Origin of the sequence: Microcoleus sp. B3-D7 (assembly GCF_036705305.1) — a bacterium.
In the GTDB taxonomy this organism is placed as follows: Bacteria; Cyanobacteriota; Cyanobacteriia; order Cyanobacteriales; family Microcoleaceae; genus Microcoleus.
Genome location: NZ_JAUBUE010000011.1, coordinates 118566 through 138813, shown reverse-complemented (window position 1 = coordinate 138813; position 20248 = coordinate 118566). Strand labels below are relative to the sequence as shown.

Annotated in this window: 20 protein-coding genes; 8 read left to right on the top strand and 12 right to left on the bottom strand. The window is 45.7% G+C overall.

Annotated features, from left to right (window positions below):
* Window positions 1-45: 45 nt before the first annotated feature.
* Window positions 46-3255, top strand: coding sequence for a glycoside hydrolase family 15 protein (locus tag QUB25_RS11140; protein ID WP_333183362.1), 3210 nt, complete (start codon window positions 46-48; stop codon window positions 3253-3255).
* 289 nt (window positions 3256-3544) lie between these two features.
* Here QUB25_RS11140 and hisB read toward each other — a convergent pair whose 3' ends face one another.
* Together hisB and fabI are read right to left on the bottom strand one after the other, a co-directional pair.
* On the bottom strand, window positions 3545-4183 hold the full coding sequence (hisB, locus tag QUB25_RS11135) for an imidazoleglycerol-phosphate dehydratase HisB (protein WP_190657741.1): 639 nt from the start codon (window positions 4181-4183) through the stop codon (window positions 3545-3547).
* Between the two features lie 211 nt (window positions 4184-4394).
* A complete protein-coding gene (gene fabI, locus QUB25_RS11130) occupies window positions 4395-5171 on the bottom strand; it encodes an enoyl-ACP reductase FabI (RefSeq protein ID WP_333038047.1) in 777 nt (258 codons plus the stop codon).
* A 330-nt stretch (window positions 5172-5501) separates the two neighbouring features.
* Between fabI and ntcA the strand changes: the two genes are divergently transcribed.
* The 3 genes from ntcA (at window position 5502) to QUB25_RS11115 (ending at window position 8352) form a co-directional block, all read left to right on the top strand.
* Window positions 5502-6167, top strand: coding sequence for a global nitrogen regulator NtcA (ntcA, locus tag QUB25_RS11125; RefSeq protein ID WP_006634020.1), 666 nt, complete (start codon window positions 5502-5504; stop codon window positions 6165-6167).
* Window positions 6168-6244: 77 nt separating this feature from the next.
* On the top strand, window positions 6245-7927 hold the full coding sequence (locus QUB25_RS11120) for a DUF3084 domain-containing protein (protein ID WP_333183360.1): 1683 nt from the start codon (window positions 6245-6247) through the stop codon (window positions 7925-7927).
* Window positions 7928-7956: 29 nt separating this feature from the next.
* Complete coding sequence (locus tag QUB25_RS11115) at window positions 7957-8352, top strand: pre-16S rRNA-processing nuclease YqgF (protein ID WP_333063168.1); 396 nt, start codon at window positions 7957-7959, stop codon at window positions 8350-8352.
* A gap of 133 nt (window positions 8353-8485) precedes the next feature.
* On the opposite strand, the gene QUB25_RS11110 is transcribed toward QUB25_RS11115, so the two are convergent.
* The gene (locus QUB25_RS11110; RefSeq protein WP_333183358.1) at window positions 8486-8980 is read right to left on the bottom strand and encodes a hypothetical protein; all 495 of its coding nucleotides are present in this window, start codon (window positions 8978-8980) and stop codon (window positions 8486-8488) included.
* 458 nt (window positions 8981-9438) lie between these two features.
* Window positions 9439-11019: a photosystem II high light acclimation radical SAM protein gene (locus tag QUB25_RS11105; RefSeq protein WP_333183355.1), complete on the bottom strand. Its 1581-nt coding sequence runs from the start codon at window positions 11017-11019 to the stop codon at window positions 9439-9441.
* Between the two features lie 375 nt (window positions 11020-11394).
* Here QUB25_RS11105 and QUB25_RS11100 point away from each other — a divergent pair, with 375 nt between their 5' ends.
* Window positions 11395-11784 (top strand): DUF1830 domain-containing protein, encoded by a 390-nt coding sequence (locus QUB25_RS11100; protein ID WP_333038060.1) that lies wholly within the window; start codon window positions 11395-11397, stop codon window positions 11782-11784.
* A 237-nt stretch (window positions 11785-12021) separates the two neighbouring features.
* The gene (locus tag QUB25_RS11095) at window positions 12022-12612 is read left to right on the top strand and encodes a hypothetical protein (protein ID WP_333183353.1); all 591 of its coding nucleotides are present in this window, start codon (window positions 12022-12024) and stop codon (window positions 12610-12612) included.
* Window positions 12613-12864: 252 nt separating this feature from the next.
* Here QUB25_RS11095 and QUB25_RS11090 read toward each other — a convergent pair whose 3' ends face one another.
* The 8 genes from QUB25_RS11090 to QUB25_RS11060 all read right to left on the bottom strand — a co-directional run bounded on the left by QUB25_RS11090 (window position 12865) and on the right by QUB25_RS11060 (window position 18710).
* A complete protein-coding gene (locus QUB25_RS11090) occupies window positions 12865-13440 on the bottom strand; it encodes an IS630 family transposase (RefSeq protein ID WP_333183381.1) in 576 nt (191 codons plus the stop codon).
* Window positions 13422-13925 carry a helix-turn-helix domain-containing protein gene (locus QUB25_RS11085; RefSeq protein WP_333183351.1) on the bottom strand — a complete coding sequence of 168 codons (504 nt, stop codon included), beginning with the start codon at window positions 13923-13925 and terminating at the stop codon, window positions 13422-13424. The genes QUB25_RS11090 and QUB25_RS11085 overlap by 19 nt, the downstream gene beginning before the upstream one ends.
* A gap of 214 nt (window positions 13926-14139) precedes the next feature.
* Entirely contained in the window at window positions 14140-14391 is a 252-nt protein-coding gene (locus QUB25_RS29795; protein ID WP_445251944.1) for a transposase, read from the bottom strand.
* Entirely contained in the window at window positions 14342-14662 is a 321-nt protein-coding gene (locus QUB25_RS11080) for a hypothetical protein (protein WP_333183350.1), read from the bottom strand. The genes QUB25_RS29795 and QUB25_RS11080 overlap by 50 nt, the downstream gene beginning before the upstream one ends.
* Window positions 14663-15219: 557 nt before the next feature.
* On the bottom strand, window positions 15220-15444 hold the full coding sequence (locus QUB25_RS11075; RefSeq protein ID WP_333183348.1) for a hypothetical protein: 225 nt from the start codon (window positions 15442-15444) through the stop codon (window positions 15220-15222).
* Window positions 15445-15532: 88 nt separating this feature from the next.
* Window positions 15533-15934: a transposase gene (locus QUB25_RS11070; protein ID WP_333183346.1), complete on the bottom strand. Its 402-nt coding sequence runs from the start codon at window positions 15932-15934 to the stop codon at window positions 15533-15535.
* Window positions 15935-16045: 111 nt separating this feature from the next.
* Window positions 16046-16168, bottom strand: coding sequence for a hypothetical protein (locus tag QUB25_RS11065; protein ID WP_333064628.1), 123 nt, complete (start codon window positions 16166-16168; stop codon window positions 16046-16048).
* 268 nt (window positions 16169-16436) lie between these two features.
* The gene (locus QUB25_RS11060; protein WP_333064627.1) at window positions 16437-18710 is read right to left on the bottom strand and encodes a bifunctional (p)ppGpp synthetase/guanosine-3',5'-bis(diphosphate) 3'-pyrophosphohydrolase; all 2274 of its coding nucleotides are present in this window, start codon (window positions 18708-18710) and stop codon (window positions 16437-16439) included.
* 463 nt (window positions 18711-19173) lie between these two features.
* Between QUB25_RS11060 and patD the strand changes: the two genes are divergently transcribed.
* Window positions 19174-19572, top strand: a complete 399-nt coding sequence (patD, locus tag QUB25_RS11055) for a heterocyst frequency control protein PatD (RefSeq protein WP_333038068.1) — start codon at window positions 19174-19176, stop codon at window positions 19570-19572.
* Between the two features lie 45 nt (window positions 19573-19617).
* On the top strand, window positions 19618-20202 hold the full coding sequence (locus tag QUB25_RS11050) for a TFIIB-type zinc ribbon-containing protein (RefSeq protein ID WP_242719859.1): 585 nt from the start codon (window positions 19618-19620) through the stop codon (window positions 20200-20202).
* Window positions 20203-20248 lie beyond the last annotated feature (46 nt).

The window sequence follows — 20248 nt, the reverse complement described above, 5'->3', positions numbered from 1 at the left end:
ATTCACCGCAAATCTATTCGCATCAGGAAAAAGAAGGAAAACGAAATGGCGATCGCAAAAACCCAGCGGCAAACCAGGTTAGATTATTACTACCAGCAAATCAAAAACATCATCCTCAAGCGCCAAAATCCAATTACTGGTTTGCTGCCGGCGAGTACCGCCGTTAACGCTCACGGCGACTACACCGATGCCTGGGTGCGCGACAACGTGTACAGCATTCTCGCGGTTTGGGGTTTGGGTTTAGCTTACCGCAAAATTGATGGCGATCAGGGCAGAACATTTGAACTCGAACACAGCACAGTCAAACTGATGCGGGGCTTGCTGTTTGCGATGATGCAGCAATCGAGTAAAGTAGAACGTTTTAAAAATACTCAGTGGCCGCTAGATGCGCTGCACGCTAAATACAATACTCAAACTGGAGGTATTGTGGTCGGTGATGACAAGTGGGGACATTTACAGTTAGACGCTACATCTATATTCTTATTAATTCTTGCTCAAATGACGGCTTCCGGGCTGCACGTAATTTTTACAATAGATGAAGTCAATTTCGTGCAAAATTTAGTTTACTACATCGGTAGAGCCTACCGCACGCCGGATTACGGAATTTGGGAAAGAGGCCATAAAATCAATCGCGGCAATGCCGAATTGAACGCCAGTTCGGTTGGCATGGCCAAAGCAGCGCTGGAAGCAATAAATGGGTTGGATTTGTTCGGTATTCAAGGTTCTCAAGCGTCAGTTATTCACGTTTTGCCCGACGAAATTGCCAGAAGTCGCATAACTTTGGAATCGCTTTTGCCTCGCGAATCTAGTTCAAAAGAAGTAGATGCCGCTTTATTGAGCGTGATTAGTTTTCCGGCTTTTGCTGTGGAAGATCGAGAATTAATAGAACGGACTCGAAATAAGATTATTGACAAATTGCAAGGAAAATACGGCTGCAAGCGGTTTCTGCGGGACGGACACCAAACAGTGTTGGAAGATGCCGATCGCCTGCACTACGAACCCACAGAATTAAGGCAGTTCGAGCACATTGAATGCGAGTGGCCGCTATTTTTCACTTATTTGCTCTTGGACGGCATATTTCAGGGAAATCAAGCTCAAGTGCAAGAGTACCAGCAGCGTTTGGAATCTTTGGCAGTCGATCGCTCTGGTTTGCCGCTGCTACCCGAATTGTACTACGTCCCCGCCGAAAATATAGAAGCAGAAAAGCTAAATCCCCGCAGCCAGCAGCGCTTACCCAATGAAAATATTCCCCTCGTTTGGGCGCAAAGTTTGTATTTTCTCGGTCAATTGCTGAACGAAGGATTAATCGCAGTTGGGGACATCGACCCGCTGGGAAGGCACCTCTCAGTGGGTCAACACAGAGAACCTTTAGTGCAAATTGCACTGTTAGCTGAAGACGAAGATTTGCAAGCACAATTAGCCACTAACGGCATTGCTGCCCAAACCCCAAAACAGGTAGAACCCATTCAAGTCCGCCAGACTAAAGAATTATCAGCTATTTACACGCAAATTGGACGCAACGACCAATTAGGCTTAACCGGCCGCCCCGTGCGCCGTCTGCGGAGTTTAACAACTTCTCGGGTGTTTAAAATTCGCGAAGAGGCGATCGTATTTCTCCCCTCATTTTTGAACAGGCAAGAGTTTTACTTAACTTTAGATTACCATTTTTTAGTAGCTCAAATCAAGAGCGAAATAGCTCACATTCACCGCCACTGGTATCAGTTGGGACGCCCTACGGTAACGCTGATGCTGACTCACACGATGCTGGAAACCGGGCGGGAAGCGTTGTTAGAATTAATGAAAGAATTCCGGGATGGACACTGTAATAAAACGCCAGTTAAACTCGGAAATCTTAAGCAGTTAATGCTGACTGCTGGCACCGAAAAAATTGATCTCATGCACGATTTTGAATTTACCGAATCTCCGGTGACTGGTGCAGTAGAAACGCGCAGCTATCTAACTTACAATCCTGAAAAAACTTGGCCTTTAGGTCACACGCAAGAATTTAAATTAGAGTGCGAAACTAATACTAATTTTTTGCTAAATAGCCTGCGAGATTCGGAAAATTTGTACGAACAAATTGAGTTGCTGCACACCTTAGTTAGACTCAAAGGATTAAATTTTAATACAGGATTTGGAGGTGCAGAAGAAACAGTTACAGTTGTAGATTTGCTCAACGAAGTTTATACAAAAGCTGGAGAAAGTTCGCAATCAAAAATCCAATGGGCAGTCATCCGCCATGCCGCAGGTTTGCTGGACAAAGTTGATATCAGCTTGTCCGATGCGGTGACAGATATTTTGGTGCGGCAAAAACAAATTGCTGTGGGGAAAGCCTACAGCGAAGATTCGATAATTTCGCGACCAGGTTCTTACACGGAAGTGATGGACAAAATTCGCCAATTCTGCGGAGAAGATATTCGCGATCGAGTTCTCACCCAAGAAATTCTAATTTACCTCAGCGTCCTAATTAAAGCAGAACCGCAATTATTTAAAGGTCTGCTGACACTGAGAGTTAGTTACTTTATTCTGCTGTTAACAAGCGAATTAGCCCGCGAATTGGGAGTGACCCAAAATGAAGCTTACGAACATTTAATGCAGCTAAGTCCCTTTGAAATCAAAAATCGCCTGCGCCAAGTGTTGACAGAATACGAGGAAATGAATCAAATCCTCAAACAGCAAGAATCCCTGCGCGTCAAACAGGCGGAAAAAGATATTGAATGGGTAGTAGCGCCTGTTTCCGAAGAACCGCAAATGCCTGGGGGAGGATGGCGCCGGAAGCGGCAAATGGAAGGTACTGTCAATCGCGTACCGAAGGATTTTTATCCGAGTGTTTGGGGACTGCTGCGGCACTGCAAAGGCTTGATAATTGGCGACAAATTAGAGCGGCGCAATCGGTTAGATAGCCATATTATATTATCGGAAATGACGCCTGGAGAAAAGAATTTCGCGCTACAAATCGAGCATTTGTTGAATAAGATTGTGGCGCCGGAATACCGACAAGTCAATATTGAGGCGCTGATGGAGTTGGCGGCGATCGCCCAGCGGAACCCAGATTTGCAAGTAGAAGAATACATCGTTTTAGATGTATTAGTCGGTCACGCGGTGCGGCTGAATTGGCTAGGAAAACACCAGGAAAGAGCCGATAAGTACGACGAAGACAAAGCGGCTGCTTGGCAAGCTTTTTACAATACTTCGCCTTACGTTTGCGCGAGTCACGTACTCGATGCTTTCCGGTTCTTGACGAAGTTTGGATAGACAGGAATAAAGCAAGCGTGTCACACTCAAATCGAATTGTAGAGTGCCTCCGAGGAATTTTTCTAACAATTATCAAGGTTTTCTGGTCTGACGCACCTTACTAACTGTGCCAGTTGCCTAAGTCATGATAGATTGAGTGTGGCTGGTTAGTAAAAGTGTCGATAAACCTTTGTGTAGTAAAGACTTCTGTTTTTTCTTTGCCAACTCATCAGCAAAGTATTATAACTATTTAACTGGACATGGTATGACAGGTTCGTAGTAGCGCCCAAACGCTACTACAAACCCCAAACTACAAAACCCCTTTAGAACTCGGAATCCGGCTGGCGCGGCGCGGATCGATTTCTACCGCCATCCGCAGAGCTCGCGCAAATGCTTTAAACGCCGCTTCTACAATGTGATGAGAATTTCCGCCCTGCAATTGTCGAATGTGCAGTGTCATTTGAGTGTGGTTCACCACCGCCGAAAAAAACTCTTTCACTAATTCGGTATCGTAAGTGCCGATCCGCTGGTTGGGAATTTCCAAGCTGTAACTTAAGTGAGGGCGTCCCGAAAAATCTAGCACTACCTCAATTAAAGCTTCATCCAAAGGTGCGATGAAATGTCCGAAGCGAGAAATGCCCGATCGATCCCCGACAGCTTTTGCTAGCGCTTGGCCTAAAGTAATTCCCACATCTTCGTTCGTGTGGTGGTCGTCAATCTCCAAATCACCGATCGCCTGCACGTCCAAATCGATCAATCCGTGAGAAGCAATCTGGTGCAACATATGGTCTAAAAACGGAATCCCCGTAGACGCCTTGCAAGTTCCCACACCGTCGAGATTGAGACTGGCCGTGACATCCGTTTCCAGTGTCGTGCGTTTCACCAAGGCGGCCCTAGCTGGTTGAACTGAAGTTGCAGGAGGTACAGAAGGGCGATCGATTATCTCCATAATTCGCAATTGGTCATTCATTAGTTATTGATAATTAGTAATTGAAGATTACAGCTTGATAAGCGCTAATTCTCAAGTGTTTAGTTAAGAGAATTATGCAAGCAAAACTCAAAACTATCGAAAGGGGCGGCTTTTGCATAAAACTTACTTGTTAAAGTTAAAGTTTATTGTCTAAACCCGCCCCTACATAACTCACAACTCTCGACTACCGTTACATTCCCATGATTTCGTAACCGGCATCGACATACAAAACTTGACCCGTAATCCCGCTAGCGAGATTGCTGCACAGAAAAGCCGCAGCATTTCCCACTTCCTGCTGAGTCACCGTCCGCCGCAGCGGCGCCACTTCCTCAACGTGATGGATCATGTCCAGAATACCGCCAACTGCTGACGAAGCCAGAGTCCGAATCGGGCCCGAAGAAATCGCATTTACCCGAATATTTAACGGGCCCAGTTCAGCAGCCAGATAGCGAACATTCATTTCCAAAGCCGCCTTAGCAATTCCCATCACATTATAGTTAGGAACTACCCGGACGCCGCCCAAATAAGTCAGGGTCACAATACTGCCGCCCTCGGCCATCAGCGGTTTAGCAGCAGCACAAAGCCGCACCAGCGAGTAAGCGCTAATATCCAAAGCATTGGAGAAACCTTGGCGCGATGTGTTGGTGAAATCTCCCGAAAGTTCGTCCTTGCCGGCAAAAGCCAGACAGTGGATCAAGATATCTAACTTGCCCCACTTGTCGGCGATGGTTTGAAAAGTAGACTCAATTTCGCTCTCGTCTTGGACATTGCAGGGCAAATACAGACTGGGATTGAGCGGTTCCACCAGTTCAGCGACTTTGCGCTCGTGCTTGCCTTTCTCGTCCTTCAAATAAGTTATGCCGAGGTTGGCCCCAGCTTTGTGGAGCTGCTGAGCGATGCCCCAGGCGATCGAGCGATTGTTGGCAATGCCCGTAACAAGAGCATTTTTTCCGGTCAAATCTATCATCTGTATTTCTTCTAGAAGCAACTAGCACCGTTCTCATTGGCTCTCTGCGACAACCCCGGCAGTTTAGACACAACTGATTCAGCTTTAACTGATTCAGACACAATTGAGACACAATTGAGACACAATTGATATTAATTTTGCTGTGGAGCTACATGGGGGCGGAATTGAAAAAGTTAAGAGAAGGGCTAGATTTAATCATACAGTGCGTGTTTACCTTAACATTAGATGGAAGTAACCGAATCCTTGGATATTGGAGGTTGGGCTGTATATTTACTCAATAAAGGTTAATCGGCAAGTTATAAAGTATTGATTAGTACAAAGGATCTAGTCGTGACGCATGATAGACCGCTAGCAGCCGTGTTCCGCCAAATCAGCGGCGGGGCGTTTCCACCCATTGTGGAAACCTTTGAACGGGGCAAGACAATTTTTTTCCCTGGAGACCCGGCTGAGCGCGTCTACGTTCTCATTAGAGGTGCTGTGAAGCTCTCCAGGGTGTACGAAGCAGGGGAAGAAATTACAGTCGCCCTCCTGCGCGAAAATAGCGTATTTGGGGTGCTGTCTCTGATTACGGGACACCGATCGGACAGGTTTTACCACGCGGTGGCCTTTACGCCTGTAGAGTTGATCTCGCTGCCGATCGAACAAGTCGAGAAAGCGCTCAAGGAAGACCCGGAACTCTCGATGGTGATGCTGCGGGGACTGTCGTCTCGGATTTTGCAAACCGAGATGATGATTGAAACGCTGGCGCACCGAGATATGGGTTCGAGACTCGTCAGCTTTTTGCTGATTCTGTGCCGGGATTTTGGCGTGCCCGGTACAGAGGGGATTACGATAGATTTGAAGCTGTCCCACCAGGCGATCGCCGAAGCGATCGGCTCGACGCGGGTAACTGTGACTCGTTTGCTCGGGGATCTCAGACAAGAAACCATGATCTCGATCCACAAGAAAAAGATCACAGTCCACAACCCGGTGGCTTTAAGCCAGCAATTCACTTGATGCCGAGAAAGTATGCGATTTTGGATTTTGGATTTTAGATTCAATCCAAAATCCAAAATCCAAAATCTAAAATCGGAATGACTGCTGGATACATCCTGGTATTTGTAATTTTAGTGTTAGGGGGTGTGATCGCCACTGTCAGCGATCGCCTTGGGACGAAAGTCGGCAAGGCAAGGTTGAGCTTGTTCAAACTTCGCCCCCGCGATACTGCTGTTGTTGTGACAGTGATGGCTGGCAGCATCCTGTCAGCACTGACTCTGGGCATTTTGTTTGCTACTAGCAAGCCGCTGCGAACGGGAGTTTTTAGAATAGACGAGATTCAAAAAAGGCTCAACAACGCCCGCAGAGAAATCAACCAGGCCACTCAAGAAAAAAATCGAGTTGAAAGTGAATTAGCTCAAGCCAGAGCTGCTCAAGCGCAAGCTAGAGCCAATTTAGAGCAAATAAATCAATCCCTCCAAGCAGCTAATGCTGAGCAAGCTCGGACGCAAACAAAATTAAACTCGCTGCGGGCCCAGCTCAACAGCGTGCAAGCAGCCAAGTCTAAAACTGAACAGCAGTTAAGTCAGGTAGAAGCGGCTAAATCTAAGACAGAAGAACAGCTCAGCAGCGTGGAAGCAGCTAAATCCCGCACCGAAGAACAATTGAAACTGGTTGAAACGGCCCGATCAAGTACAAAAGCTCAGCTCGATCGCACCGAGAACCAATTGAAAACAGTTTCTGCTCAAAAAACGACTTTAGGCTCGGAAATCGCCCAACTGCAAGAAGAGCGCCAAGAGTTAATCGACCAGGTAAAAACTCAAATTGCCCAGCGCGATCGAGAAATTGCCAAGCGAGACGCAGAAATTGCCCAGCGGGACAAGGAAATTGTCGATCGCAACGAACTAATTGCCCAGCGGGACAAGGAAATTGCCCAGCGGGTGCAAAATCTCGCCGAGCGCGATCAAACTATTGTCGAGCGCGACAAAGTAATTGCCGAGAGGGAAGCACTCCTAGAAACCTTGGCACAGCAACAAACTCAACTCGAACAGCAACAAACTTTATTGCAGCAGCAAGTGCAAGTTTTGGAACGCGATTTTCAGGCAATCCGCGAGGGTACAGTTGCCATCAGGCGCGGTCAAATTTTAGCAGCAGGCGTAGTTCGTATTATTGAACCCGGTATGGCGAGTCGCGCGATCGATCGGCTTTTGCAAGAAGCAAATAAAACCACCGTCGGACTCATGCAGCCGGAAAATAAGAAGGTTAGAGCCCAGGTTATTCAAATTACTAAAGCCGAAATCGATCAACTAATTAGTCAGATTAAAGACGGTCAAGATTACGTGGTGCGGATTGTCGCCGGCGCTAATTACCTGCGGGAAGAAAAGGTCATTAAGGTATTTGCAGAAGCAGAAATCAATCGAGTGGTTTTCCGTGCTGGAGATGTGATTGCAGGGGTTGCTGTCGATCCGGTGACTTTGACCGACGAACAGGTGCGGCAGCAGTTGCTGCAATTGATAGAAGCTTGTCAATTTCGCGCTCGCCTGATCGGTGTTGTCGGCGGTAGAGTTCAAGTGGCCGACAATCGGGTTGAAACTTTAGCTGGTTTTATCGATCGATTGCAGCAGTACGAGAAACCGCTGGACGTTCAGGCGATCGCCACAGATATCACTTACATCGCCGGCCCGCTTAAAATAGATTTAGTTGCTCTTGAAAACGGAGCCGTTGTTTTCCGCACCGGACAACAAACACAAGGCCCAGGAGACTTGAAAATTAAAAAATAAATTTGGTAATTAATAATTGGTAACTGGCTATGATTTTAGGTTTCGATCCAGGTAAAGACAAATGCGGCATAGCTGTAATGGGTAGAGATAAGAACGTCTGCTACCATCAAGTTGTGCTGTCGGAAGCAGCGATATCTACTATTCAATCTCTGTGCGAACAGTTTTCGATTGAGTTATTGGTACTCGGAGATCAAACGACTTCTAAGAGTTGGAAACAAAAACTGACGCAGAGTTTGTTACCTGCGCTCAAAATTGTTCAGGTGGACGAGAGGTACAGCAGTTTAGAAGCGAGGGAACGCTACTGGCAAATTTACCCCCCGACGGGACTCGACCGCTTGATTCCGAAGGGAATGCGGACGCCGCCGAGACCGGTGGACGATATTGTGGCGATCGTCTTGATTGAGAGATATTTGAATAAAAGTTAGTCAATCTTATAACCGTTACCATTGATTCTATTGGATTATTGAGGAATCAATATGTTTTTGAGGCTCTTGAATTTTTAACTTAAATAAAATACACCCTAAATTTAGTTAATTTATCATTAAATAACAGTTAGTGTTACTTGATGACAGCTTCCGTCAAGATTACCTTGCCATTCTGGCGGACTTGCAGGCGTTGCGGGTTAATCGAATAGATAATATTGCCGTTAGTCGCTTCATAAGTTCCGTCGTCACCTGTCGTTACTTGCATGACATTGATTTGGCTGCCATTTATTTTGCTGAGGCCGCGGTAAAAAATCTCGCCTTCCTGGGTTTTGCAAATGTATATAGAAAAGTTGGGCGTTGCGAAAAATTGCACCATTTGGGCCTTCGGACATCCCTCAACTTGAGCAATTTGCAGCGGTTGATTATTGCCCAAAGTGTTGGGTGCGATCGCCCGAACTTTGCCAATCGGTTGATTTAGTGCAGTTGCTTCTGCTGAGGCGGTCAAAAAGCCGTGAAGCGAAGCTATCCCGTTCCCCGTAGGGGTTCCCGAAGGGTAGGGAATCGCACTAATGCCTGCCATAACTAGACCTACTCCTTTAATGCCCTTAACTCTATCTTTATAAAACATCTTGTCACTCCTGGTTTTAACTATATAATTACATCTTAAGCGATCTTTGCTGGATATTAATAATATTTAATATCAGAGGTGAAAGGTGCAGGAATACGGTACACTGTCAGTTTAAGTAAGGTGCGACCTTTGTACCCTACACCAGTGAAAATACATAAGTATGTCAATGCGATCGACTCAAAGCAATCTCTTGCATATATGACATTTTTAAGATTTTATGACTTGTTCGCGCCGATCTGAGAAACCGGGTTTCTTCATATATTTCTCGTTACTAAACCTTTGATTTTCCTAAAAACCGGGTTTCTCGCCTCCCCTGCGATCGCGAACTGACTCAGTTACAGGTAATGTTTATTTGCGGTTAGCTATTTAGTGAATAATAAAAAGGGAAACAGAAGATACATTTTTGCTCCCGTTTCCCATTTTTTAAATAACCGTCGTCCTGACTGCGAACCTGGTAATTAATTAACTGCTGCCAACTGTTTGTCTTTGATTTCCACAGGCGCGGTTAATGCCTCTTCCAAATCCGCACAGCCGAGTTTTTCCTCCAAAATAGCCATCACTTCGCGACCGAAATCATTGGAATTCCGCTGCCAAGCTTCTAAACAAATCTGTCCGAAAAACGAACCCAAAGGCTCGGGATTCCAAAGCAATTTGCGCGCTGTCCAAGGCATCAAACTCATGGGATCGTAACCAGGTTGCAGAATCTCCTGTTTAAAGGCGTATTCTTCCAAAATTGTGTGCGGCTGCAGGCCGATAAAGAAAATCGCGGGTTCCACTTTATCGGCTCCGAAAATTCGCTCTAATTCTCGGTGATAAGCAATAGTTTGCCGGATAGTTTCAAAGGTTTCGTCAATGACGTTAAACGAGTAATTAACTGAAACCACATCGTTGTAACCTGCTGCTTTTAAATCGCGGCAATTCTCTAAAACTACTCGCAAGTTGTAGCCCATCCGCATTTTCCGAACCAGTTCCTGAGAACCGCTGGTGATGCCGATTTCAAAGTAATTCATCCCCGTTTTTACCATCAAATCGCACAATTCTGGTGTGAGATTGTCCGCACGGATGTAAGCGGCCCAGTGTATGTCGTCCATGCCGGCGGCGAGGATTTTTTGCAATAATTCAACTGCATCGTCGATGAATTTGCGTGCTGGGATAAATTGAGCGTCGGTAAACCAGAAATTGCGGATACCTCGATCGTACAATTGCCGCATCTCCGCCACCACCTCATCCGCCGGATTGATCCGCACTTGCTTCCCTTCAATCACCGTATAAATGCAGTAACAGCAATTATGAGGACAGCCGCGTTTGGTTTGGACTCCGACGTAGAAGTCCATATCTTGTAGATAATAGGAAAATTCCGGCCAAATCGTTTCGATGTAGTTATAATCGCAGGCAGTTTTCTCGATGTTGGCTGGCTTTTCGTGAATTAGCTTCGCGCGCGGCACGGTTTCTCCCACCACATAACATCTTTCCTCGGCCAAATCTTCGCCCTTAATCAACTTCTCCAGCAAAGCTTCGCCTTCCCCCACCGAAACCACAGTTCCCGCCGGCAAACTGCGGCCCAACTGCTCGTAAAACACGCTCACAGCACCGCCGCCGACCACTGCACGAGCTTCGGGGCGGTATTTCCGGGCCCGCTTCAATCCGCGCTTAATCAGTCCCAAATTGCGCCAGAGTTCGGTGTAGTAAGAAGCGGCTAAACGCAGTCCTCCGAGGGCTCCCCGGAACTTGATCAGCGGATTTTTGGCGTAGTAGAACTCGAAGGCATTTTGCAGCGGGTTGCCGCCCCTGCCGCCCACGGGCGCGTAAATTTGAATGTCCCGCCAAGAGAAAACCAGCAGAGTCGGCTTAAACTCGTCTATGCTGGCATCTAAAGCTTTAGCGAAATCCAGGGGGGGTACGGCACCTAAATCAAAAATGCGCTGTTCCACATCGGGAAACAGCTTGTGTACGTGATCCGAAAGATAGACAACTCCGATCGGGAAAATAGGATTGCAAGGGAGGCGAACGTACAGGACTCGGTTTTCTCGGTTTTCCATGATTGCCATATCCTAAAGTGGAACTTTTTCCGCTATGTTAATATTCTTTTAATATAACTTTACAATCTGTCTAATTTTCGCAATTTGACATTAAATATTCTTAAATTTTTCTATGGGGATTAAGGCCGAGCTTGTTGATGTCGATCGGCGACAGCAGCAGAAAAAAGCTAATTTTTAAGTCAATACAGCGTATTTTGACTTCAAATCCCAGCGGGGAGTCAAAAAGGCGATATTTATCCGGTTAAATTTAAATTTATGTACGATCGGTCTCTAATGTGTTAGAGAGTTGGTAGTCGGCTTTACAGTAGGCTGGGATCGCGTAGTGTTAGCCTGAGAAGATAACTAAAACTTTTAGGCAAGGCTCCCTCAGCAGTTATGGCTCAAATTCTTGACCCCGTACCCTCAGACACCGACAGCAAGATTCTGTGCTGCTACGTCAACGCCACCAGTCAGATTCAGATTGCTCGCATCGCCAACATTCCTAACTGGTACTTTGAACGAGTGGTGTTTCCCGGACAGCGCTTAGTGTTTGAAGCAATGCCGGCGGCAGCATTGGAAATTCACACCGGGATGATGGCCAGTGCAATTTTGTCGGATAAAATTCCTTGCGATCGCTTGCAGATTAACGAAGGCCCCTATTCAAACGTCAATCCTAGCAGATCCCCAGAGGCAGTTCAGGGCGATCGAACAGCGATGGCCCGCCGCCCCAAATCCCGAGAAATCTCAGAACCTTTGACTGTACCGGCGCTAACCGCCGTTGATTAATCGGAGTTGTGAGTTTTGAGTTATAAATTGTCAGTTAATTGATAACTCCGCGCTCAAAATTCCAACTTCAGCAAAGTGGTAAAAACTCAACACTTAAAAATCAAAGTTTGTGAAATGAATTTTAGCTCAAAACTCCCGACAGCAAAGATTGTCCGGTTTTTCCTATTTCCCTGAGTTTGGTTGGCGGGTTCGACAACTGTGCAAAAATATCATTAAACAGCTTCTCGAATTTCAGCCATGTCAGCAAAACATATCGCATTTCCCCCATCTTCTGCCCCAGTATTTGAGCCGGCGATATTCCGGCTTTCTCCCCTGATTAGAATCACGCTGTTGAGCTTGTACACAGCCCTGACAATTCCATTGCCGTTTTTATCGGAAGTAACCCAAGCACCCGTTCCCCCTGCAGCACTCTGGGCAGCAATTGTTGTCGGGGCTGTGGGCCTCTACGGCGTGCTCAGTGAAAGGGTAATTTTGAGCGAGGAAGGGATTGAAGTCACATATCCCAACTGGTTTCCGCGTTGGTTTCGCAAGGGTTGGTCGCTACCTTGGACTGAGGTAAAAGCTCTCAAACCTCGATCGACCGGTCAAGGAGGTTTAGTTTATTATTTTTTGAGTCATTCGGGAGAGGGTTATTTGCTGCCAATGCGGGTGGCTGGATTTGGTAAATTAGTCGGTTTGGTGGAAGCAAAAACAGGTATTGATACTAGAGATGTCCGCCCTTTGTCGCAGCCTTGGATGTATCTTATTTTACTTTTATGTACGCTGCTGCTGCTGTTGGTGGATGCGTGGACTATTGTCACGGCGATCGGAATCAAAGGTAATCTGTAATATTATCTCCGGTATAATAACCGTTATAAATTTGGTAGTGAGGACTTCAGTCCTCATAAAACTTGCTCGGACTGAAGTCCTCACTAAGCTGTACTGCATTTAGTTTTTACCTTTGGGGCGGGCTAGAAGGCCACCCCAAAAGAGTTCCCATAAAAATACAGCTTATTCCATGTAGAGCCTTTATGATAAAGATGAGGTACAATAACAGCAGTGAGGAAACCAATTCCAAATATTTTCTGATGTAATACCAATTTAATATGAAGCTGCATAGAATAAAGCTTCCAGAATGAAAGTGTAAGAAGATAGTGAACTCATTTCTTCAGGTGTGATTTGTTGCAGAACCTGATCCAGTCGTTCGCGCAATTCCTTAAGAGTCAGAAACACTTCTCCCTTGAATTGTTGTTTGATAAATTGCCACACTCGTTCAATGGGATTGAGTTCAGGGCTATGGGCTGGTTGACAAACGGGAATCAAGTTATCAGGCCAGTGCAGAGCACTGGTCACATGAGCCCCCGCCTGGTCAAGTTGAATAAGTGCGATGTCATCTCCCAGTTGATGTGAGAGGGCATCAATAAACTCCTGAAATCTTTGAGTATTGAGGCGATCGTATTCTTGACAAAAATGCCAGCCGCTCAAAGGTTCGACCACCCCGTAGAGCCAAAAATTGTCACGTTTCCAGAGTACCGGTGCGTAAGGTTTCACTCCAAACGCCATAATCACTTTCCCTGTTTCTGTTTTAAGTCCCAAGCGGGTCTCGTCTTGACACAAGTAACGCAGCCGTTGTCCCTTTCCAAACAAGCGTTGATAGGTCAACAGGGCTGGGGCGATGTTTTTTTTAAACGCTGATCGGCATTGGGTTCTTGCTTCCCGCTTTTGGGGCGTGGCACTTTTAATTTAGCTTTAAGTCGATAGTGTACCCAATGATAGACTGTGGGGTATGTCAGGTTCAGTTGATAAGTCTCATTGAGCCACTCCACGATTTCTCCGTAACTTTTGAAGCCTGGTGGCTGTTCCAGTCTTTTTTGTAATCCGGCAAGAGCCTCTGGACTCAAGTGGGGCAATTTTCCGGGTGCACTCTTGACTGCCAACAATTCGGACAATCCTCCCTGACGATACTTTTGCAACCACCGAGTTACCGTTGAACCATCACGTCCCAGACGTTTGGCCAGGATTTGATGCTGAGTGATTTGTCCAGTTTTTAGCCACCACAACATTTGCAACCGTTCTTTCTGACTGGCGGTACGACTGTTTTTTAGTTGTTGCTCCAAACTCTCTGCACTTTCTGCGATCGCCACCATCAGTTGACGTGCCATAACTCATCACCTCTCAACAGTATCTTTATTCTATGCAACTTCATGTAAAATTGGTATAACTTCATTAAACGCAAACCAAGAGTGCTTTTCCTAACTCTTGATAATTAGTCGTCTTGATAGAACGGAGAATATTTTTAAGTTGTGACCATCATTTTTTTTATTGGGGAGAAGTCCGGCGAATAGGGCGACAAGTATATTAATTTTGCCGCTTTTTTTAGATGGCTTTTTCTACTTCTTCTCCGGTATGAATAGTACAATTATCCATTACTACACAAACCGCTTTCCATAACTTTGGCACTAATTTTCGGATAATAAAAGCCTCAAATGTAATTCCATAAGTTGTACCTATTAAATTAACTGATGTTAAGATTTCGTTGACCGATATAGATCCAATTCTTGAGACATTTCTTCCGCGTTTATTCGGTTTTGATCCCTTGGCTCTTGAACCTTTTAGCCTCCCTTGCATATAACCTAACCATTGCCAAGTTTACTCCACATTCATCAATGAATATTAAGTCTTTGAAACAAACTTCTCTAATTTTTTGCCAGAACTCGTATCGCAGGTTCTGAACCCTGTCAGTACCTTTGTCTGACGGGAAAAGAGTTTTTTTTTCTTGCGTCATGTTTAAGAGTTTTGCCATTCTTCCCATCGTTGCTACGCTGATGGTAAAACCAATTTTTTGGTACAGTAAATAACGGAGTTCTTCTAGAGTTGCATCATTGTTTGCTTCAATCAATTCCGCTCTCGATTAGCAGTTGTTCTGCATTCAGTTTTAATTTGACTCCACATCGCTCAGTGCGAGGAGCAATATGCAAGGGTGTCACGATACTGTTTAACCAATTTTTGGACAAAACTTAGGGCTACACAAAAACGGTTAGCTATTGCTCTTTGTGACAGCGGTTCATTATGGTACACATCCATTATTTTTTCTCTAAAATCAATCGAATAAGTTTTCATTTTTACTAATGCGTGATCCTTGCTAAAATTTGAAATAGTTGTCATTCTAGTGACTGCTGCGGGTCGAGGGACTACTGCTCGAAGAGCGACCCATTTAATTAGAGCTGTATAACATTTTGAAGTTCTCTATTTTTCACTCCGTTTAAGTCAGTTATATTATACCTCATCTTTCTAAGAAATGCTATAGAACCCATTTGATATCTAGGAAGCTAGCCTCTTAATCATCAACCTAATACAACAAAGATTCATCTTGGCAGTTGCATTATCTAAGGTTCTCTCGAAGTTTTTGATGAGAATTTTACACCTTTCCATCCAAGAATTGGAGCGCTCGATGACTCACCTCGCTTTAACTGGCACAAATCCCGATTGTCCTCTTTCTCCTTTGTGTTTTTTTGAGGGTTTTTCCGAGAGTTCAAACTTAATTTTGGTGAGAATTTGTGGGTAAATTTTATTTAACTCAGCAGTCAAATGGTCGGGGTGATATCCGTGGTCTAGCAAGATAGTGATTTTGGGAACATTAACGGGTTTAGACTTGAAATAATTGATGTTTTTGCTTAACATTTCAATTAAACCTGCATCATCTGATAAGCTAGCTTTCGTGCAGTGAGTAAAAAATGGAAACCCAAGCGTATCAACCGCTAGATGTCTTTTAATACCATTGGTTGATTTGTAAAAACAATAACATGAGCGATGCAATACTGGCATTACAGGTATTTTTAACTGCCTGTGAATCGATTATCATCAATGTAGTCCACTTCGGTTTTTTTTTACTTGCAATCGGACGCTTTGAATGTAAGACCCTCATCAACTCTTCAAGCACACCTTGAGAGCGCCACGGTTTGTAATGCCAATATACGGTTGAGTAGGGAGGTAAATCTTTTGATAGGTCTGCCCAATTGCAACCATTCTTGAGTTGATAGAAGATGCCATTTAAAATTTCTCTTTGAGTCCAGTTAGGGGGTCGAGTTTTCTTTTTTAGCGGCAAAATTTGAGAGAGTAAGGGTGACAAAACTTCCCATTCAGCATCTGTGAGATTAGTAGAGTACGGCATCGCCCGATAGAGTGTTTTGATGGTAATTTTACATCAACGAGCCTCAGCGGGGACAACCAACTTGAAAACCTTTCCAGGCTAAGCTTTAACCCCAAAATCTCAACAAACAGCTCACAGCAGGCAATCGACTGCTATGAGCCTCACGCCCGCTACGAGTAGATCGCCGGCTGTGAGTCCATCGCCCGCTGTGAGCCGATCGCCTACTGTGAGTCGATCACCTGCTGCTGGGATCATCAAAAGATCTCAAATGGGTTCTATAACCTGACGAAGTTTACCTTTATCGGATGTTGAGGCCTTGCGCTCTACTCGATCAGATGCAATTTTTTTGAGGAGAGTTTTTAACTGACTGTCATCCATGCTTTAACTTATTTCGCGTAAATTATTTTTACTGCTGGCTAACAACAGACTGCGGCTACTTGGGGAATTGTTAAGAGTTTAAATAAAAAAGTTTATTGTCAATTACTACTTACCAACTTCCCGCAGCAGCCGCTCAATTAAATGGCTAATTCACTTCACTCAGCCTGCGCAAATTCAAAATATCGCTCATCTTTTTAATTTGCATACAAGTCCGCTCGAACTGTTGTTTATCCTGGATATCCATGCACAAGTCAATTAATGCGGGCAATCCGGGATATGTTTTGACTTGAGCGCTGCGGACGTTTACTTGGTTGTCCTTCAAATGCGATAACACATCGTTGAGAACTCCCACTCTATCGAGGGCTTCAATTTGAATGTTAACCGGATAAGTGTTGGGTCGAGATTCATTGCGGTTGCTGGAATTCCAACTCACAGGAACCAAGCGATCGCCTGGTACGCTCTCAACATTTGAACAGCCTTGCCGGTGAATCGAAATTCCGCGAGTGCGAGTCACAACTCCAATAATTGATTCCCCAGGAATCGGACAGCAACAGCCGGATAAATGGTAGAGCAATCCCTCTACACCTGCGATCGGCGATTTGCTCGGAGACGAACTAGGTACTGGTTTCGGTGCCGTCGATGCAGGTATTAGCTGGGGCACTTCGTGGGTTCCTGCGGGAGCAGCTTCAATTTTTTGCTGCACTTTTACTAAATCTCGCAGTCGATTTACTACGAGATTTAGGGTGACTTCGCCGTAGCCCAAACCGGCGATTAAATCTTCGACGCTGTGGTAGTTGCAGCGCTGAGCCACCGATTGCATGGGCTCAGATTTTAGCAAAGATTCCAAGCCATTTTTACCTAATTCTTTTTCCAGCAATTCCCGGCCGCGAGCGAGATTTTCATCTCGGTGCGATCGCTTCAACCATTGCCGAATTCGGTTTTTGGCTCCGTTTGTCTTGACAAAATTCAGCCAGTCGGAACTCGGATGACCATTTTTTTGGGTCAAGATTTCTACAATATCGCCGTTCTTTAAAACCTTGTCTAGTGTTACCATTCGCCCGTTGACTCTGGCACCTGTGCAGTGATTGCCAATTTCTGTGTGAATACGGTAAGCAAAATCTACGGGAGTTGATCCGCTATTGAGAGCAATTACGTCTCCGTTAGGAGTAAACACGTAAATATCTTCGTCGAATAAGTTGTCCTTTATGCTTTGTAAATATTCGCGATCGTCTTTGAGGTCGCTTTGCCATTCTAGGAGTTGTCGCAGCCAAGTAAATTTCTCGTCGTCGCCGGTGACTGTTGTGTTAGAACCGCCAGTTTCTTTGTATTTCCAGTGCGCGGCAATGCCGTATTCTGCAATGTGGTGCATTGCTACGGTGCGGATTTGCACTTCGATGGGGCGGCCGCTGGTTCCGATTACTCCGGTGTGCAAAGATTGGTAGCGGTTGGCTTTTGGTAAACCGATATAATCTTTAAAGCGGCCGGGAATCGGGCGGAAAGAATCGTGGACGATCGCCAAAGCCCGATAACAGTCATCATTGGTTTCTACTATGATCCGCACCGCCGCAATATCGTACACTTGCTTAAACCCTTTTTGGCGGCGCTGCATCTTCCCGTAAATCCCGTACAAATGTTTGGGACGACCGCTAACTTCATAGCATTTAATGCCTAAATTGTCAAGCCTTTCTCGCAAACTATCTGTGACTTCTGCGAGTTGAGTTTCTCGATCGGCCCGCTTCTCTGCCACCAATTCTTGAATTTCGCGGTAAGCTTCGGGTTCCAGGTATTTAAACGCTAAATCTTCCAATTCCCACTTAAAGCGGCCAATACCCAAACGGTTCGCTAGGGGAGCAAAAATATCTCGGGTTTCTAGGGCAATACTGCGCTGCTTTTCTTCGGACAAATGCTCCAAAGTCCTCATGTTGTGCAGCCGATCTGCCAGTTTGACGACAATGACGCGAATATCTTTAGCCATTGCTAGGAACATTCGGCGGAAATTTTCCGCAAGGCGCTCTGTTTTGCTGGAAAAATTAAACTTAGAAAGCTTGGTGACACCTTCAACCAACTGTCGCACTTCGGCGCCGAACCGCTGTTCTATTTCTTCGAGAGTAATATCTGTATCTTCAACAATGTCGTGGAGGAAGCCGGCGGCAATCATGACGTTGTTGCCGCCCATATACCGCAGTATTCCAGCGACAGCTACCGGATGGCAAATGTAAGGTTCTCCAGATTTGCGGTACTGTCCTTCGTGCAAGTCGCGGGCAAATTCAAAGGCCCGACAAATTAAGCTGTCGTCAGTCGAGCAATTCGGGTTAGGGTCCCCATCAGGCTGCGATCGAGTATTCAGGCATTCTTGCAGCCAGTCGGGAACTACAGCAGGATCGATCGAAGGAGAGGGAGTCAGAGTGTTCGCGTTCATGGGGTACACCTTTAAAACTTAGAAATACAAATGGTTAAAAGCCGGTTTCCGGTTGAATTGCCGAAATTATGTGTTTAGCTATACTAAACTAATTGAATGCCACAATTTGCAATTCAAAAAAATAGTCGATTTTTCTCAAACTATACCTATGTAATCCCGAGTCGCCCCCCCTCGTAGGTAGGAAAATATAGTGACACCGCTGCCGCCGCCGCAGTCTGTCGCTCGGGGAAAATCGGGTAAAATAAGCATATTTTGGCGGTAGCAGTTGAGGTTGCGGGGGGATCGGCATTTACCGGCAACGCTAAACTAAAAGCAGCAGCCAGAAGGGTAGAGCCAGGGAAACAAATCAAAAAAAGTTCTCACAAAACAGGGAATTGCTCCAAAAACGCACGGCTTCCCTCCATATGAGCAAACTTAAGTAAGTATCTACTTTGATTATAAATACAAATTTGTTTACAAAATCATGATATTGTCCGAAGACCGCCGCCAGTGCTACCAAGAATTACAGCAAGCACTAGAACAACTACAAAGAACTGCTGCACAGGATAATCTGGATGGGGCCGCGCTGGCGATCGAATACAGAAAAGTGCAACAATTTTTCGGAAACCAAATTATGAGAGCCGAAAGCGATGAGTTAGACGCCTCAGAAACACCCCCAGAGCAGTCCTATTTGACGGAAATTCACAAGCAACTGCGGTTGTTGGGGACAGATGTCACGTTTTTGCAAGCGTCGCGCCAGCCAGCGACAGCAAAGGCGAGGCAAACTGCGGCGATCGCGCGGCTCAACACGCTAATTGGCTACTGTGGCGCGCTGCTACAAAAAAATTCTGGTTCTTCAGGGCCCGCCCAGATACAGAATTAATAATTGAATTAACAGGGAATTAAGAAGGCAAGGAGAAATAAAGCGGTGGAATGTCCAAAATGTAAACATCCCAACTTAGAAGGCGGCACCTTAGCCGGCAGTATGTCAGTGCAGTGGTGTCCCAACTGTTACGGTATCTGGATTCCAGGCAGAGAATACGAAGCTTGGCAAAAAGAACAGAGCCAGTGGTACAACAAATCCGAGAAGCCTGATGCGACTGGGACTCTCGGCATAGAATTCACACCGTCTGTCTACGACAGCAAAGCAGCGCTGTGTCCCGAAGACGGTCACTATCTGTCACGGGCGAAAGTTCCCTTCAGCAGAGTCCCCTTTTACATAGAGCGCTGTATGTTGTGCGGGGGCATTTGGTGCGATAACGGCGAGTGGGACATTCTCGAAAGTCTGGGATTCCACACCGAGATTGACAAGATGTTTTCTCCGAATTGGCAAGCTAAGGCGCGCGTGCAAGAACTCGCCTCTCGGGAACGTCAAGTGCTGACTGAGAAGCTGGGGCCGGATATCGCCGGATATGTGTTGGAACTGGCGGAAGTTTTAGCAGACCATCCTCACGCAGATTGTGCGGCTACTTACATACTGCGGAGAGCTGAGTTGAAGCGAAAGGAAATTTAGTCAGTTGGCTGTTGACAGTTGACTGTTGACTGTTAACGGTTGACTG

What these genes read in the sequence shown, in the direction of transcription:
- QUB25_RS11140 (WP_333183362.1), top strand. Translation starts at nt 46, where the DNA reads ATGGCGATCGCAAAAACCCAGCGGCAAACCAGGTTAGATTATTACTAC.
- hisB (WP_190657741.1), bottom strand. Translation starts at nt 4,183, where the DNA reads ATGGAGATAATCGATCGCCCTTCTGTACCTCCTGCAACTTCAGTTCAA.
- fabI (WP_333038047.1), bottom strand. Translation starts at nt 5,171, where the DNA reads ATGATAGATTTGACCGGAAAAAATGCTCTTGTTACGGGCATTGCCAAC.
- QUB25_RS11120 (WP_333183360.1), top strand. Translation starts at nt 6,245, where the DNA reads ATGACTGCTGGATACATCCTGGTATTTGTAATTTTAGTGTTAGGGGGT.
- QUB25_RS11115 (WP_333063168.1), top strand. Translation starts at nt 7,957, where the DNA reads ATGATTTTAGGTTTCGATCCAGGTAAAGACAAATGCGGCATAGCTGTA.
- QUB25_RS11110 (WP_333183358.1), bottom strand. Translation starts at nt 8,980, where the DNA reads ATGTTTTATAAAGATAGAGTTAAGGGCATTAAAGGAGTAGGTCTAGTT.
- QUB25_RS11105 (WP_333183355.1), bottom strand. Translation starts at nt 11,019, where the DNA reads ATGGAAAACCGAGAAAACCGAGTCCTGTACGTTCGCCTCCCTTGCAAT.
- QUB25_RS11100 (WP_333038060.1), top strand. Translation starts at nt 11,395, where the DNA reads ATGGCTCAAATTCTTGACCCCGTACCCTCAGACACCGACAGCAAGATT.
- QUB25_RS11095 (WP_333183353.1), top strand. Translation starts at nt 12,022, where the DNA reads ATGTCAGCAAAACATATCGCATTTCCCCCATCTTCTGCCCCAGTATTT.
- QUB25_RS11085 (WP_333183351.1), bottom strand. Translation starts at nt 13,925, where the DNA reads ATGGCACGTCAACTGATGGTGGCGATCGCAGAAAGTGCAGAGAGTTTG.
- QUB25_RS29795 (WP_445251944.1), bottom strand. Translation starts at nt 14,391, where the DNA reads ATGCAAGGGAGGCTAAAAGGTTCAAGAGCCAAGGGATCAAAACCGAAT.
- QUB25_RS11075 (WP_333183348.1), bottom strand. Translation starts at nt 15,444, where the DNA reads ATGTTAAGCAAAAACATCAATTATTTCAAGTCTAAACCCGTTAATGTT.
- QUB25_RS11070 (WP_333183346.1), bottom strand. Translation starts at nt 15,934, where the DNA reads ATGCCGTACTCTACTAATCTCACAGATGCTGAATGGGAAGTTTTGTCA.
- QUB25_RS11065 (WP_333064628.1), bottom strand. Translation starts at nt 16,168, where the DNA reads ATGATCCCAGCAGCAGGTGATCGACTCACAGTAGGCGATCGGCTCACA.
- QUB25_RS11060 (WP_333064627.1), bottom strand. Translation starts at nt 18,710, where the DNA reads ATGAACGCGAACACTCTGACTCCCTCTCCTTCGATCGATCCTGCTGTA.
- patD (WP_333038068.1), top strand. Translation starts at nt 19,174, where the DNA reads ATGATATTGTCCGAAGACCGCCGCCAGTGCTACCAAGAATTACAGCAA.